The sequence below is a fragment of the Streptomyces sp. NBC_00286 genome (genome assembly GCF_036173125.1).
Lineage (GTDB): Bacteria > Actinomycetota > Actinomycetes > Streptomycetales > Streptomycetaceae > Streptomyces.
The window spans coordinates 241,523-255,194 of record NZ_CP108054.1; the positions used below are offsets into that span (position 1 = coordinate 241,523).

12 protein-coding genes are annotated in these 13,672 nt (G+C 70.9%); 5 read left to right on the forward strand and 7 right to left on the reverse strand.

Translation table 11 applies throughout. The annotated features are described in order from the left end of the window. Positions 1 to 4: 4 nt before the first annotated feature. The 3 genes from OHT21_RS01215 to OHT21_RS01225 are packed head-to-tail and all read right to left on the reverse strand — an operon-like array spanning position 5 to position 3,422. Entirely contained in the window at positions 5 to 1,198 is a 1,194-nt protein-coding gene (locus OHT21_RS01215) for an acetyl-CoA C-acyltransferase (protein ID WP_328766228.1), read from the reverse strand. Positions 1,199 to 1,229: 31 nt separating this feature from the next. Continuing rightward, entirely contained in the window at positions 1,230 to 1,835 is a 606-nt protein-coding gene (locus OHT21_RS01220; RefSeq protein WP_328766229.1) for a histidine phosphatase family protein, read from the reverse strand. A 48-nt stretch (positions 1,836 to 1,883) separates the two neighbouring features. Further along, the gene (locus OHT21_RS01225) at positions 1,884 to 3,422 is read right to left on the reverse strand and encodes an AMP-binding protein (protein WP_328766230.1); all 1,539 of its coding nucleotides are present in this window, start codon (positions 3,420 to 3,422) and stop codon (positions 1,884 to 1,886) included. Positions 3,423 to 3,618: 196 nt separating this feature from the next. Between OHT21_RS01225 and OHT21_RS01230 the strand changes: the two genes are divergently transcribed. From OHT21_RS01230 to OHT21_RS01240, 3 genes are all read left to right on the forward strand, one after another. Next, positions 3,619 to 4,848, forward strand: coding sequence for an acyl-CoA dehydrogenase family protein (locus tag OHT21_RS01230; RefSeq protein ID WP_328766231.1), 1,230 nt, complete (start codon positions 3,619 to 3,621; stop codon positions 4,846 to 4,848). Between the two features lie 79 nt (positions 4,849 to 4,927). Further along, on the forward strand, positions 4,928 to 5,692 hold the full coding sequence (locus OHT21_RS01235; RefSeq protein WP_328766232.1) for an SDR family NAD(P)-dependent oxidoreductase: 765 nt from the start codon (positions 4,928 to 4,930) through the stop codon (positions 5,690 to 5,692). 3 nt (positions 5,693 to 5,695) lie between these two features. Then, a complete protein-coding gene (locus OHT21_RS01240) occupies positions 5,696 to 6,523 on the forward strand; it encodes a ThuA domain-containing protein (RefSeq protein WP_328766233.1) in 828 nt (275 codons plus the stop codon). A gap of 278 nt (positions 6,524 to 6,801) precedes the next feature. Here the strand turns inward: OHT21_RS01240 and OHT21_RS01245 are convergent, their stop codons facing one another. The 4 genes from OHT21_RS01245 to OHT21_RS01260 are packed head-to-tail and all read right to left on the reverse strand — an operon-like array spanning position 6,802 to position 11,598. Then, on the reverse strand, positions 6,802 to 7,845 hold the full coding sequence (locus OHT21_RS01245; protein WP_328766234.1) for an NAD(P)-dependent alcohol dehydrogenase: 1,044 nt from the start codon (positions 7,843 to 7,845) through the stop codon (positions 6,802 to 6,804). Beyond that, positions 7,845 to 8,945: an ABC transporter permease gene (locus tag OHT21_RS01250; protein ID WP_328766235.1), complete on the reverse strand. Its 1,101-nt coding sequence runs from the start codon at positions 8,943 to 8,945 to the stop codon at positions 7,845 to 7,847. Before OHT21_RS01250 ends, OHT21_RS01245 begins: the two co-directional genes overlap by 1 nt. After that, positions 8,942 to 10,459, reverse strand: a complete 1,518-nt coding sequence (locus tag OHT21_RS01255; RefSeq protein ID WP_328766236.1) for a sugar ABC transporter ATP-binding protein — start codon at positions 10,457 to 10,459, stop codon at positions 8,942 to 8,944. The genes OHT21_RS01250 and OHT21_RS01255 overlap by 4 nt, the downstream gene beginning before the upstream one ends. Then, a complete protein-coding gene (locus OHT21_RS01260) occupies positions 10,456 to 11,598 on the reverse strand; it encodes a sugar ABC transporter substrate-binding protein (protein WP_328766238.1) in 1,143 nt (380 codons plus the stop codon). Before OHT21_RS01260 ends, OHT21_RS01255 begins: the two co-directional genes overlap by 4 nt. A gap of 334 nt (positions 11,599 to 11,932) precedes the next feature. Here OHT21_RS01260 and OHT21_RS01265 point away from each other — a divergent pair, with 334 nt between their 5' ends. Both OHT21_RS01265 and OHT21_RS01270 read left to right on the forward strand, forming a co-directional pair. After that, positions 11,933 to 13,342, forward strand: coding sequence for an aromatic ring-hydroxylating oxygenase subunit alpha (locus OHT21_RS01265; RefSeq protein WP_328766239.1), 1,410 nt, complete (start codon positions 11,933 to 11,935; stop codon positions 13,340 to 13,342). Further along, positions 13,339 to 13,668, forward strand: coding sequence for a 2Fe-2S iron-sulfur cluster-binding protein (locus OHT21_RS01270; protein WP_246567836.1), 330 nt, complete (start codon positions 13,339 to 13,341; stop codon positions 13,666 to 13,668). The genes OHT21_RS01265 and OHT21_RS01270 overlap by 4 nt, the downstream gene beginning before the upstream one ends. The last annotated feature ends 4 nt before the right edge of the window (positions 13,669 to 13,672 follow it).

A 13,672-nucleotide genomic window follows, 5' to 3' on the forward strand; every position in this document is an offset into this window, starting at 1 on the left:
GGGGTCAGGCTCGCGGTGGTACGTGCAGCAGCAGTGCGTCGCCCTGGCCGCCGCCGCCGCACAGGGCCGCGGCTCCGGTACCGCCTCCGCGCCGCGCCAGTTCTGTCGCGAGGGTCAGCACCAGCCGGGTGCCGGTCATGCCGACCGGGTGTCCCAGGGCGATCGCGCCGCCGTTGACGTTCACCTTCTCCAGGGGGATGTCCAGCTCCCGTACAGAGGCCAGGGCCACACCGGCGAACGCCTCGTTGATCTCGAACAGGTCGAGGTCGGCGGTCTTCAGCCGGCCGTCCCGGGACAGGGCGTCACGGATCGCGCCGGCCGGCTGGACGAGCAGGGAGGGGTCGGGGCCCGCGACGGTGCCGTAGGCGCCGATCTCCGCGAGCGGGGTCAGGCCGTCCCGCCGGGCGCGTTCCGCGCTCATGACGATGACGGCCGCTGCGCCGTCGGAGAGCTGTGAGGAGTTGCCCGCGGTGACGGTGCCCTCGGAGGAGAACGCGGGTTTCAGACGCCCCAGGCTGTCCGCGGTACTTCCCGGCCGTATCCCCTCGTCGGCCGCCACCACCGTCTCCTCGCCCCGGCGCCCGGCCACCGCGACCGGGGCGATCTCCGCGGCCAGTGCGCCGGACTCCCGGGCGCGCAGGGCGAGTCGGTGCGATCGTGCGCTGTACTCGTCCTGCTCCTCGCGGGTGAAGCCGAACGGCTGCTGGTACCGCTCGGTGGCCGCGCCCATGGAGACCCCGTCGAAGGCGCAGACGAGGGCATCCCGGTCGAGGGCGTCCTCGATCGCGGCCGGGCCGTACTTCCAGCCGGTGCGGGCTCCGCGCAGCAGGTGCGGGGCCCCCGACATGGACTCCATCCCGCCCGCGACGACCACCTCGTGGCGCCCGGAGGCGATCATGAGGTCGGCCAGGGCGATGGCGTGCAGGCCGGACAGGCAGAGCTTGTTGACGGTGCTCGCCGGTACGGCGAACGGAATGCCGGCGCTGACGGCGGCCTGCCGTGCGGGATTGGGACCGGCTCCGGCCTGGACGACATGGCCCATGACGACGGCTTCCACCGCGGCCGGGTCCAGGTGTACGGCGGCCAGGGCGGCGCTGATGGCGTGTGCGCCGAGGTCGGCGGCGGACAGCGGGCTCAGGGCGCCCATCAGTTTGCCGATGGGTGTTCTGGCGCCGGCGACGATGACGGATCCGGGCACGGACGGGACCTCCTGAAGGGGATGGGGCAGGTCAGGCGACGGCGTCGACGGCGCGCTCGGCGACCATGTGGGCCGTCTCGTTCACCGAGTGAAGGACGATGCGTCCGCCCGGCATCCGTCGCACCCGGCTGACCGAGGTGTAGCCGGGGTGGAACCAGAACATGCGGGAGAGGCCGAGCACCGTCGCCAGGTAGGTGTTGGTGATGCCGCCGTGGCACACGACCGCGACCCGCCCGCCGGGGTGGGCGTCCAGGATGGTGTCCATGGCCCGCGCCGCCCGCTCCCGGAAGGCGTCCCAGTCCAGGTCGGGCACGAAGTCCTCGTACCGTCCCTCGGAGAGCGCCACCGAACGGGGGTCGTCGGCGTTGATCTGCTCCGGCGGCGTGTAGGGGTGCGAGACGTCGGTGTCCCACTCGCGCAGGTCGTCGAGGACGGCGGCGGTCATGCCGGTGAGCCGCTCCAGCGGGGCCACTGTTTCGCGGGCCCGCTGGAAGGGGCTGGTGTAGAGGGCGTCGACGTTCTCGTGCACGAGCCAGGCCGCGAGACGCTCGGCCTGGGCGGTGCCCTCCGGCGACAGGCCCGGGTCGTAGACGCCCGCCATGGGGAGGCCGTGCCGGATGAGGAGGAGTTCAGTCATGAGGATCCTTCGTACGTACGTGGGGCGGGCACAGGTGCTTGTCGCGGCTCAGCCGGCGATGGTGCGCTCGGAGCGCCAGTAGGGGCGGCGCATCGCGCGTTTGTCGAGCTTGCCCATCGCGTTGCGCAGGAGGCTCGGGACGAACTCGTACGACTTGGGGCACTTGTAGGCGGCCAGCCGGTCGCGGCAGAACCGGTCCAGCTCCTCGGCCGACGACTCGTCCCCGGCGGCCACAACCAGGGCGCGCAGCGACTCGCCGAAGTCCGGGTGGGGCACACCGATGACCGCGATCTCGGCGACCGCAGGGTGGCGGCGCAGTACCGCCTCGCTCTCGGCCGGGTACAGATTGACCCCGCCGGAGACCACGACGTCGGCGGCCCGGTCGGTGATGAAGATGTAGCCGCTCGCGTCGACGTAGCCGATGTCGCCGAGGGTGAAGACGCCCGGCGCGATATAGGCGGCCTTGGTCTTGTCCGGGTCCGCGTGATAGCGCACTCCGCCGCCCTCGGGTGCCTGGAACGCGAGCAGTCCGAGCTCGCCGGGCGGCAGCGGACGGCCGTCGTCGTCGGCCACCAGGACCTCGTACGGGGGCTGGACTCGCCCGACCGAACCGGGATGCTCCAGCCACTCGGTGCTGCTGATGCGTGCCACGGTGCCCGCCTCGCTGGCGCCGTAGGACTCGGTCAGCACCGGGCCGAACCACTCGATCATGGTCCGCTTCACGTCCGGCGGGCAGGCAGATCCGGTGTGGGAGACCTGGAGGAGGCTGGAGACGTCGTACCGGCTTCGGACCTCTTCCGGTAGGGCGAGCAGGCGTTGGAAGTGGGTGGGCACCATGACCGTGGAGGTGACCCGCCACTCCTCGACGCGGCGCAGGAAAGCCTCCGCGTCATATCCGCCGAGTACGACCACCTGCTGACCGGCCGCCAAGTGCCGCAGGGACGTCAGCGGCGCGTTGTGCTGCAGCGGGCCGCACACGAGGTGCGGTCCCGGCGGGAATCCGGGGCGGGCCGCCATCGCGGCCAGGTACGCGGAGCTGTCGGCGACCGGGCCGCTCACCCAGCGCACCTCGGTGCCGCGTGCCCTGCCGGTGGTTCCGGAGGTGTAGACGAGGGGCGGCCGGGCGGCACGGCCCGTGGGCAAGGTCTGCCCGGTGGGCGTCGCCGCCAGCCACAGGTCCCACTCGAAGGCGTGCCCGATGGCTGGGGTTCCGTGCGTCACGAGCGGCAGGCCCAGTTCGCGGGCCGCCTCCAGGGCGGCGACCGCGCCGACGGGTCCGGTGATGATCCCGGTCGCGCCCGCGTCGGTGATCTGGTCGACGAGTTCGCCCACCATCAGGTGCCGGGACGTGGCGACGGTTCCCACTCCGGCGCGCAGGCCGGCCAGATGGGCCACCAGGGTGGGGATCGCGTTGTCGCCGAGGACGGCGACCCGGTCGTCGGGGCCGGGCGCGATCTCCAGCAGCCGTGCCGCCACCCGCGCGACCTGGTCGGCGAGCTCCGACCAGGTCAGCACGTCCTGGTCGTCGACGAGAGCGGGCTCGTGGGGTGTCTCTTGGGCACGACGGTCGAGTGGTAGCAGAGACATGTCTCCTCCGGCGGCTCCTCGGGCCCCTCCCGGTGCGTGGGAGAGCGAATGCCGAGACTGTAGCGTTTATCAAGAAAGTACGGAACACTCTGACCCGAGCCGGAAGCATCCGCCCATGGCTCCGGCGGGCACGGGGCCGCACACGCCCTCTCCGTTACTGAACCCGCCATCTGGTAACTGCACTTGAGGAGGAGCCATGTCCCAGCCTGATCTGGACGCATGGCGCACACAGGTCCGGCAGTGGCTGGCCACCGTGCTCGAACCGGCCCGGGAAACCGAGGCCACCGGTGACCTCGCCGTCTTCCACAACCTCCCCGAGGACGAGGAACGCCTGCTGCTGGAACGCTGCCGCGTCTACCAGCGCGCCCGCTTCGACGCCGGGTACCAGGCCCTGACACTCCCCGGGGACAAGGGCGGAGCGGGCCTGACCGCCGCCCACGTGGCGGCCTTCGCCCAGGAGGAGTCGGCCTTCGAGGTGCCGACCTCCACCGAGCTGATCAGCGTCACCGTGCGCCTGGTCGGGATGTCGGTCTCCCTGTTCGGGACGGCCGAGCAACGCGACGAGTACGCACGGGCGTTTCTTCGTACGGACCTGCTGGCCTGCCAGCTCTTCAGCGAGCCCGGCGCCGGTTCCGACCTCGCCGCGGTGCGTACGCGCGCCCGGCGGGAGGGCGAGGACTGGGTGATCGACGGTCAGAAGGTGTGGACCTCGGGAGCCCAGTTCGCCGACTACGGGCTGCTGCTCGCCCGCACCGATCCGGACGTCGTGAAGCAGGCGGGCATCACCGCGTTCCTGGTCCCGATGGACGCGCCCGGCGTGGAGGTGCGTCCCATCCGCCAGATGAGCGGCGGGGCCTCGTTCAACGAGGTCTTCCTCAGCGGCGTACGCGTTCCGGACCGGCTGCGGATCGGGCGTCCGGGGCAGGGCTGGGAGGTCGCCAGTACCACCCTCGCCTTCGAGCGGACCGCCTCCGGCAGCGGCAACCGGCGCAAGGGCGGCACTTTCCCGGACGTACTCGCCCTCGCGCGCTCGCTCGAGCGCACGGGAGATCCGCTGGTTCGCCAGCAGCTCGCCGACCTGTACGTGCGTACCGCACTCCGTGCCGCCACGGTGGACCGCGTCGCCAGGGCGAGTGCCGCCGGTGACAAGCCGGGCCCGGAGGCGTCCCTGACCAAACTCATGGCATCCGACCTGCTGAGCCGCACCGGGCAGGTCGCCGCCGAACTGATGGGCGCCCGGATCAGCGCCGACACCGGGGAACAGGGCACGTTCGCCTGGACCCAGCACCTGCTCGGCGCCCCTGGGTACCGGCTGGCCGGTGGCACCGACCAGATCCAGCGCAACCTCATCGGCGAGCGCGTACTGAAACTGCCGCCGGAACCGCGGGTGGACCGGGTGCCGTTCTCACAGCTTCCCGGCAACTGACACACCGGCCGCTACGGCCTTCACCGCATCACGGCATAGCCGCATCACGGCATCACGGCATCACAAAGGAGTGGCATCGATGGATCTGGGACTGACAGGTGCGAAGGCACTGGTGACCGGTGCGAGCCGCGGCATCGGGCGGGCGATCGCGGGAACCCTCGCCGCCGAGGGCTGCGCGCTGGCGCTGTGCGCCCGGGGCGAGGAGGCACTCGCGAAGGCCGCCGCCGAGTTGCGCGGCGAGGGGGCGACGGTGTTCGCCGAGGCGGTCGACGTCACCGATCCGGCCGCGCTCGCGGGCTTCGTGGAGCGGGCGGGCGGCGAACTCGGCGGCCTGGACCTGCTGGTGTCCAACGTGTCGGCGGGCAACGTCAAGGGCCCCGAGTCGTGGGAGGCCAGCCTGCGCGGTGACCTGGTCCCGTTCGCCGGACTCGTCGAGGCGGCCATGCCCTACCTGGAGGCCTCCGACCGGGCAGCTGTGGTCGCCATCGGCACCACCAACGCCTCCGACACCGCCCGCCCGGCCGGAGCCAACTCGTACTCCGCAATGAAGGCCGCGGTCGTCCAGCACGCTTCGGCTCTGGCGCACTCCCTCGCTCCGAAGGGCATCCGCGTCAACACGGTGTCCCCCGGCCCGATCGACTTCCCCGGTGGCGCCTGGGAGACCATCCGCACCAGTCGTCCGGAGGTCTACGAGGAGGTGCTCGCCAAGCTGCCCATCGGCCGCTACGGCACCGCCGAGGACGTGGCCGCGGCGGTGGCGTTCCTGCTCGGGCGGACCGGCTCGTTCTGCGTCGGCGTCAACCTCGTGGTGGACGGCGGGCTGTTGACCCGCGTCCAGTACTGAGCCGTGGCGGGCCCGGCCGGCCGCCTGGACGCCGTGCTGGTCTGCGGCGGCAAATGGCACGACTTCGACTACGCGCGGCTGCGGCTGCTGGAACTGCTCGGCGAGCACCCCCAGGTACGTACTACGGTCCACCGGGACTACGACTGCGTGGCCGAGTTGGAGAAGGCCGACCTGCTGGTCACGTACACCTGCGACGTCCGTCCCCGCCCGGCCGAGCGGGCCGCGCTGGCCCGGTTCGTCGAGCGGGGCGGGCGCTGGCTCGCCCTGCACGGCACCAACGCGGTGATCGAGGCACCGGCACCCAACGGGCCGCGGGTGTTCACCACTCCGCGGCTCCTCGGGGAGCTCGCCGAGGTGCTCGGCAGCCAGTTCGTCGCCCACCCGCCGATCGAGCCGTACGAGGTCCAGGTCACCCGGCCCGGCCATCCGCTGGTCGCCGGGATCGAGCCGTTCACGGTCACCGACGAGCTGTACGTCTGTGAGCTGCACGGGGAGCTGGAGGTGCTGCTGCATGCCGAGTACACGGGGCCGTGTCGCGGTTTCGCCGAGGGGGACACGGCGGCGCTCGACGATGCGCCGCGGCCTGTGCTGTATCTGAAGCGGCACGGCTTGGGGGAGGTGTGCTGCTTCACCCTCGGGCACTGCCGGGGGCGGTACGACGTGCAGGACCTCGGTGTGGATGACACCGGGCGGGTGGACCGGGGGCCCTGGGAGACGCCGGAGTTCGTGACGGTGTTGGGGCGGTGTGTGGAGAGGGTGGTTTCGCCCCCGCCGCCCCTTCCCGTCCCGTCCCTGGGGGCTGCCGCCCCCAGACCCCCGCTTTCGGCCTGAACGGCCTCGTCCTCAATCGCCGGACGGGCTGATTGATGCGGGACTGGGCTGCAAAGTGCCCCTGGGCAAGGATCCACTTGGGCAGCGGAACCTCAGCTGCGGAAATCAGCCCAGGTCCGCGGAAAATCAGCCCCTCCGGCGTTTGAGGAGCGGGGGTCCGGGGGCTGGCCCCCGAAACGGGGCCGGGGGCGCAGCCCCCAGCGGGGCTCTGGGGCCAGGCCCCAGGGACGGGACGGGAAGGGGCGGCGGGGGCGAAAAAACCACGCCCGCATCCCGGCTCACCCGCGCGGCAGCACCACCGCCCGGCCGACGATCTCCCCGGCATGCAAGCGCTCGTACGCCAACGGAGCATCCTCGATCGAGAACGTCTCCACATGGGAGGAGACCAACCCCTCCCGCGCAAGCCCGACAACGTCGATGAGTTCCACCCGGCTCCCCCAGTACGGCGCCGACGCGGACACCCCGAACGGCAACCCCCCACCGAAGCCGACCGCCAGAGTCCCGCCCCCGATGCCGACGACGGTCACATCCCCCGCCACCGCCACCGCCGCGGCGGCCACCGCCAAGGTCGCCTCGGCCCCCACGAAGTCCAGCACGACCTCCGCCCCGGTGCCGCCGGTCAGCTCCCGTACCCCTGCCGCCGCCTCGCCGTCGGAGAGCAACGTCTCGTGGGCGCCCACCGTGCGCGCCAGCTCCAGCTTCTCCTTGCTCACATCGAGAGCGACCACCCGGGCCGACGTCAGCGCACGCAGCAGCTGCACGGCGAGATGCCCCAGACCACCGACACCGATCACCACTGCCGTGCTGCCGGGGACCAGCTTCGGCAACACCTGCCGGATCGCGTGATACGGCGTCAGCCCGGCATCGGTGAGCGGTGCCGCCTGCACCGGGTCCAGTCCGCCCAACGGCACCAAGTGGCGGGGCGAATCCACCACCATGTACTCGGCGAGGGCACCGGGAGAGCCCAGGCCGGGCGGCATGATGCCGAGCCCGGCGGCGTGCGGGCAGTAGTTCTCCCTGCCCTCGGCGCAGGTGCGGCAGCGGCCGCAGCCCCACGGGCCGTACACCGCCACCTCGTCGCCCTCCGCGACCTCGGTGACACCGCTGCCCAGAGCCGCTACCGTGCCGACACCTTCGTGTCCGAGCGTCATCGGCAGCGGGTAGGGGAAGATTTCCTCCGGCCAGCTCATGACCGCCAGGTCGGAGTGGCACAGCCCCGCCGCCGTCACCTTCAACAGCACCTGGCCCGGGCCCGGCTCGGGCACCGGAACCTCGACCACCTCGGGCGCGCTGCCCACCGTGCGGTACTGAACCGCTTTCATCAGCAGATCTCCTTGTCAGGGGTGGCTACGGGCTCGGCGGGCGGCGACTTCCGGCGGCGCAGAACCGTCGGCAGCGCGATCCGCCCACCCGTGAGGACCAGCGCAACGATGAGGACCGAGCCGGTGAACAGGCTCGCTGCCCACTGCGCGCTGGTGGCGAGCCCGAGCCCGGTGATGCCGGTGCCGAGGAGCAGTACGGCGAGCACGGTGCCCCAGGCGTTGAAGCGACCCGCGCGCAGCTGGGTCGCCCCGACGAAGGCCGCCGCGTAGGCGGAGAGCAGATACGGCGTGCCGGCGGTCGGCGACCCGGATCCCACCGAGGACGCGAAGACGATCCCGGCGAAACCGGAGAGCAGCGCGGACGCCACCAGTGTCAGGAAACGCAGCCGGTCGGTGCGTACTCCTTGCAGGCGTGCCGCGTCGGCGTTGAATCCGGTCGCGTACAACCGGCGCCCGCCGGCGGTGTGTTCGAGCAGGAACCAGATGGCCGTCGCGGCGAGCAGCAGATACAGCACCGGCAGCGTGATGCCGCCCGCGTCCAGCTGGGCGATGCTCGCAAACGGCTTGTCGAGCAGCTGCACACCGGTGATGGAGCTGTCGTTCGTGACCATGGTGATCAGGGACTGGATCAGTGCCCCGGTGGCCAGGGTGGCGATGAACGAGTCGACCCGCAGCACCACCACCACGATTCCGTTGACCACGCCGATGAGCAGCGCGGCGGTCATCGCCAGGGCGATCGCCGCGCCGGGGCCCAGGCCCGTGGAGACCATGAAGTACGCGGTCAGCACGCTGGTGAGCGACATGATGAAGGCGACGGACAGGTCGAAGACGCGCGCGGCGAGCGGCAGTACGACGCTGAGGGCGACCAGCCCTGCCACGGCGTTGCCGTTCAGGACCTGCTTGACCGTGATGGCTGTCGGGAACGTCTCCGGCACCCAGACGGAGAAGAGCACGACGATGACCAGCCATACGTAGACGGCGCCGATGTTCCGGAACGACAGGGCCGCCGCTGCCCGTCGGCCCCACGCACCAGGGGCGGGCGCGGGCCTGTCCGGTTCCGGTGGCGCGGCGGGGCGGGCCCGGGTCGGGGTGGATGTCATGTCCCTGAAGTTCCTTCCATGGCATGGACGAGCGTGGGCTCGGTGATGTCCCGGCCGCCGATCTCCCGTACGACCCGGCCGTCCCTCACTACGAGGACTCGGTTGCACAGCGCGAGCAGGTCCTGCGTGTCGGAGGAGGACACGATGACGCCCATGCCCTCGTCGGCCTGACGCTCGATCAGGTCGTACAGCTGCAGGCGGGTGCCGATGTCGACGCCGGCCGTGGGTTCGCAGAGCATCAGCACCGGCGGGCGCTGGGCCAGGCAGCGGGCCATCACGACCTTCTGCTGGTTGCCGCCGCTCAGGGTGGTGATCCGGGCCCCGCGCCCGGCGGTGCGCACGCCGACCCGCTCGATCCACTCCTCGGCGAGCGCGCCCTCCCGTCCTCGGTGCAGCCGGCCGACGCGGGCACGGAGGCGGTCGAGCAGGGGAAGGGTGAGGTTCTCCCCCACCGAGAAGTCGCCGATCACTCCCTCGCCCGCCCGGTCCGCGGGGACCAGGGGGAGGCCGAGACCGCCGGCGTCGCGCGCGTCAACCCACCGCTCGGAGCGCTCCGGCAGGCGCAGTCTGCCGCGTACCGGCCCGGTGTGGGCCCCGCACACCGCGTACGGCACGATCTCGTGGCCGGAGCCGACGAGGCCGGTGATGCCCAGGCGCTCGCCCCTGGCCAGGTCGAAGTCGATTCCGCGCAGGGGGCCCGCCCACAGGTCGCGGACCTCCAGTACGGCCTCGGAGGGACCGAGAGCAGAAGCCGGCCGGTGGTCGGTCTCCATCTCCTCTCCCGCCATCAGCTCCGCCAGCGAGCGCGGAGTGAGGCCGGCGACGGGAAGGGTGGCGATCCGGCGCCCGCCGCGGATCACGGTGACCCGGTCGGCGAGCGCGAAGATCTCGTCCATCCGGTGCGAGACGTACAGGACGCCGGCACCCGTGTCGCGGATCTCCCGCACGATGTCGAAGAGCCGGGCCACCTCCCCGGGCGGGAGGACAGCGGTCGGTTCGTCGAGTACCAGGACGCCGCGCCGGCCCTCCCAGCCCTGCAGCGCGGCGGCGATGGCCACCACCGCGCGCTGGACGGGAGAGGCCAGGGCCAAGGGCCGGCGTACGTCGATGCCGAGGCCGAACCGTTCCACCAGCGCTGTCGTCCGCCGCTCCATCTCCGGCCAGCGGATGTTGCCGAAGGCCGTACGGGCGAAGCCGCGACTGAGCGCGAGGTTGTCGATGGCGCTCAACTCGCCCACCAGGCCCAGTTCCTGGTGGACAAAGCGGAGCCGGTCATGGCGGGAGGCGGCGACCTGGCTCAGGTCGAACGGCTCGCCGTCCAGTTCGGCGACCGCCCCGGGGTCCGCATGGTGGTAGCCGGCGAGGATCTTGATGAGGGTGGACTTGCCGGAACCGTTGGGGCCGATCAGTGCGTGGATTTCGCCGGGTGCGACCTCCAGATCGACGTCCTTCAGCGCCTGGGTTCCGCCGAATCGCTTCGACAGGGCGGCCACCCGGAGCAGCGGCCGGGTCAACTCAGGCCCCAGAGCGCCTTGAACTGCGCCTCGTAGTCCTCGATGAGCGGGAAGTCGCCGTCGGCTGAGGGGAGGTTGTCCTTGGTGACCAGCATGTTGGGCAGCACCGCCTCCTGGGCCACGTCCATGGACTGGCCGGTGAAGTGGCGGGCCAGCGCGTCTGCCTGGAGCCATGCCGTCTCGTGGGAGTTCAGGGCCATGGCACCGTCGGTGAGGCCGCTCTGGATGTACTGGTAGTTCTGCGCGTCACCGACGTTGACGACGATGTGCTTGCCGGTGATGCCGGCGGTCTTCAGCGCTGCCGGGACGCCGACGTTGAGGAGGCCCAGGGAGAAGACGACGTGGGTCACCTTCGGATGCGATCTGAGGTACGACACCACGCGGTCCGGCATGTCCTTGCCGACGGCCGTGATCGGCACCTCGACGGTGTCGAGTGCACAACTCTGGCACCACTGCTCGTACTTGGCCGCGAACCCTTCCTTGACGGGCTTGAGGATCGTGTAGGCCGGGAGTTCGAAGTACACGGTGTTGGCCTTGGCGCCGCTGTCCGACACCACCCATGAGGCGAGCATCTCGCCCTGGACGCCGACGTCCTTCGGTCCGTTCTTGAGCAGGGAGATGCCGTCGCCCACCACGTCGTCGGCGTTCGACTGGATGACGGGGATGTCGGCCGCCTTCAGCCGCGCCAGCTGCTTGGCGTAGACCGCGCGTGGGAAGCCCGAGGCGACGACGGCGTCCGGCTTGTCGCGTACGGCCTGCTCGTAGGCGGCCTGGACGGACTCCGGCGTGCCCTGCGTGGGGATCTGCTTCACCGTCCAGCCCAGTTCCTCGGCGGCGGCCGTGAAGAAGTCGGCGAGATCCTTGCAGGACTGGACGCCGCAGAGGATGAAGTCGATCTGCTTGCCCTTGGGGATCTCCTTGCCCACCGGCTTGGTGATGGGGATGCGGGCCGGGCGGTCGGAGTACATCTCCGCGGCCTCGCGGGCTGCCGCGAGGCCCGGGCTGTTGGCCGCGGCGGCCTGGGAGGCGCCTGTGGCCGGAGTGGCGTCGCCGCCGCACGCCGTCAGGGCGAGCAGAGCGGTGACGGGGACGATGGCGGTGAGGGCGCGGCGGACCGCGCTACGGGGTCTGGAACTCATCGTTGAGTGCTCCCACGCATGGAGGGTCGAGAAGGCTGCGTGAACCGCCGTCGTGGGGTACGGCGCGGGCCGCCGGGGTGACCGCGCGGCGCTGCGGCCGGGGCGGCGAAACTCCGCCCAGGCCAAGAAACTTATGAGGCACTACAGCCTCGAGTGCGTCGGAGTGTGACACGCCCCGGCAGGCTTGGGGAGAGGTTCGTCACCATGAATTCAAGCCCGTACGGGACTTTCCCTCGACAACCTCGGCCGATCCGGGATCCGGACACCGTCACGAGTGTTGCTCCCGGCCGCACCTGCTAACTACACTCACTCTAAAGTTTCTGTCGGAGGAGAGATGATGGACGAAACGTCGGAGTCGGTCGCCGCGCGGTGCCCCGGGCCCAGCGTCCAGGACTACCTCGACCAGGACAGCCGCCCCGTTCCCGCCGCCCTGAGGCATGACAGGAACGACTACATCGGCAGCGAGGACATCGACTCCGCGCGCTTCGTCTCCCGCGATTGGGCGGAGCGCGAGATGCGGCAGGTGTGGCGGCGCGTGTGGCAGTTCGCCTGCCTGGAGAGCGAGATCCCGGAGGTCGGCGACCACGAGGTCTACGAGATCGGCGACGACTCGCTGATCGTCGTACGGACGGCCCCCGACGAGATCCGCGCGTACGTCAACGTGTGCCTGCACCGCGGCCGCAAACTGCGCACCAGTGGCGGCAACGTCGGCGAGTTCCGCTGCTCGTTCCACGGTTTCACCTGGAACCTCGACGGCACCATGCAGACCCCGCCCTGCGCCTGGGACTTCCCGCACGTCACCCCGGAGAAGTTCGCGCTCCCCGAGGCCCAGGTGGCGACCTGGCGCGGCTTCGTCTTCATCAACATGGATCCGTACGCGGAGTCCTTCGAGAGCTATCGCGGCACCTTCGACGAGTACTACATCTGGCCGCTGGAGGACCGCTACAAGTCGCTGCACATCGCGAAGGTGCTGCCCTGCAACTGGAAGGTCGCCCAGGACGCGTTCATCGAGTCCTTCCATGTGATCGCCACCCACCCGCAGATGCTGCCGTGGCTGGCGGACGCCAACTCCCAGTACGACGTCATGGCGGACCAGCCCAACTGGAACCGCATGATCAACATCCAGGGTGCCCCCAGCCCGCACGTGGCGGACTCCGTCACGGAGGAGGACGTCCTGGAGACGTTCTACGACTCGCGTGCGTTCTACGCGGCGGCCCAGGGCCGTGACCTGGTGATGCAGGAGGGGGACGAGATGCCGGCGATCCCGGCCGGCGGCACCGCCCGCCAGGTCCTCGCCGAGCGGATGCGCGCACAGCTGGCGGCCACCTCGACCCAGGACTTCTCCCAGACCGCCGACACCGAACTCCTGGACGCCATCAACTACTTGCTGTTCCCCAACTTCAACCCCTGGGGCGGCGCCAAGTCCAACATCATCTACCGGTTCAGGCCCAACGGTCTCGACCCCGACTCCTGCACCGCCGAGATCATCTTCATGTCGGCCCCGAAGAAGCCCGGCGAGATGCCGCCCCCGGCCAAGATCCGCTGGGTACCGGAGGAGATGCTCTTCGCGGACATCCCCGAACTCGGTGTCCTCGGGCCCGTCTTCGACCAGGACTGCGAGAACCTCCCCTACGTCCAGCAGGGGCTGAAGGCGATGCGCAAGCCGGGCATCACCCTGGCCAACTACCAGGAGAGCCGCATCCGCCACTTCAACCAGACGCTCGACCGGTGGATGAACACGTGACGCACCGTGTGGCGGGCCATCGTGTGTCGGTCAGGCCCTCCGGCGTCGAACTCGAAGTGCTCGACGGCGAAGACCTGTTCAGCGCCGCCCAGCGGCTCGGATACCGCTGGCCCACCGTCTGCGGTGGCAAGGGCACCTGCCGTACCTGCTTCGTAGCGGTCGAGGAGGGCACCGAGAACTGTTCCCCCGTGGACCCGCTGGAACGCGAGGGCATCGAAGCCCTGCGCAAACCCGTGGACGGCCTGACCCGGCTCGCCTGCCGGCTCCGGGTCGAGGGCCCGGTGACCGTGACCAAGCGCGGCGTACGCCGCCGAGTGCAGGAGTGAGCCC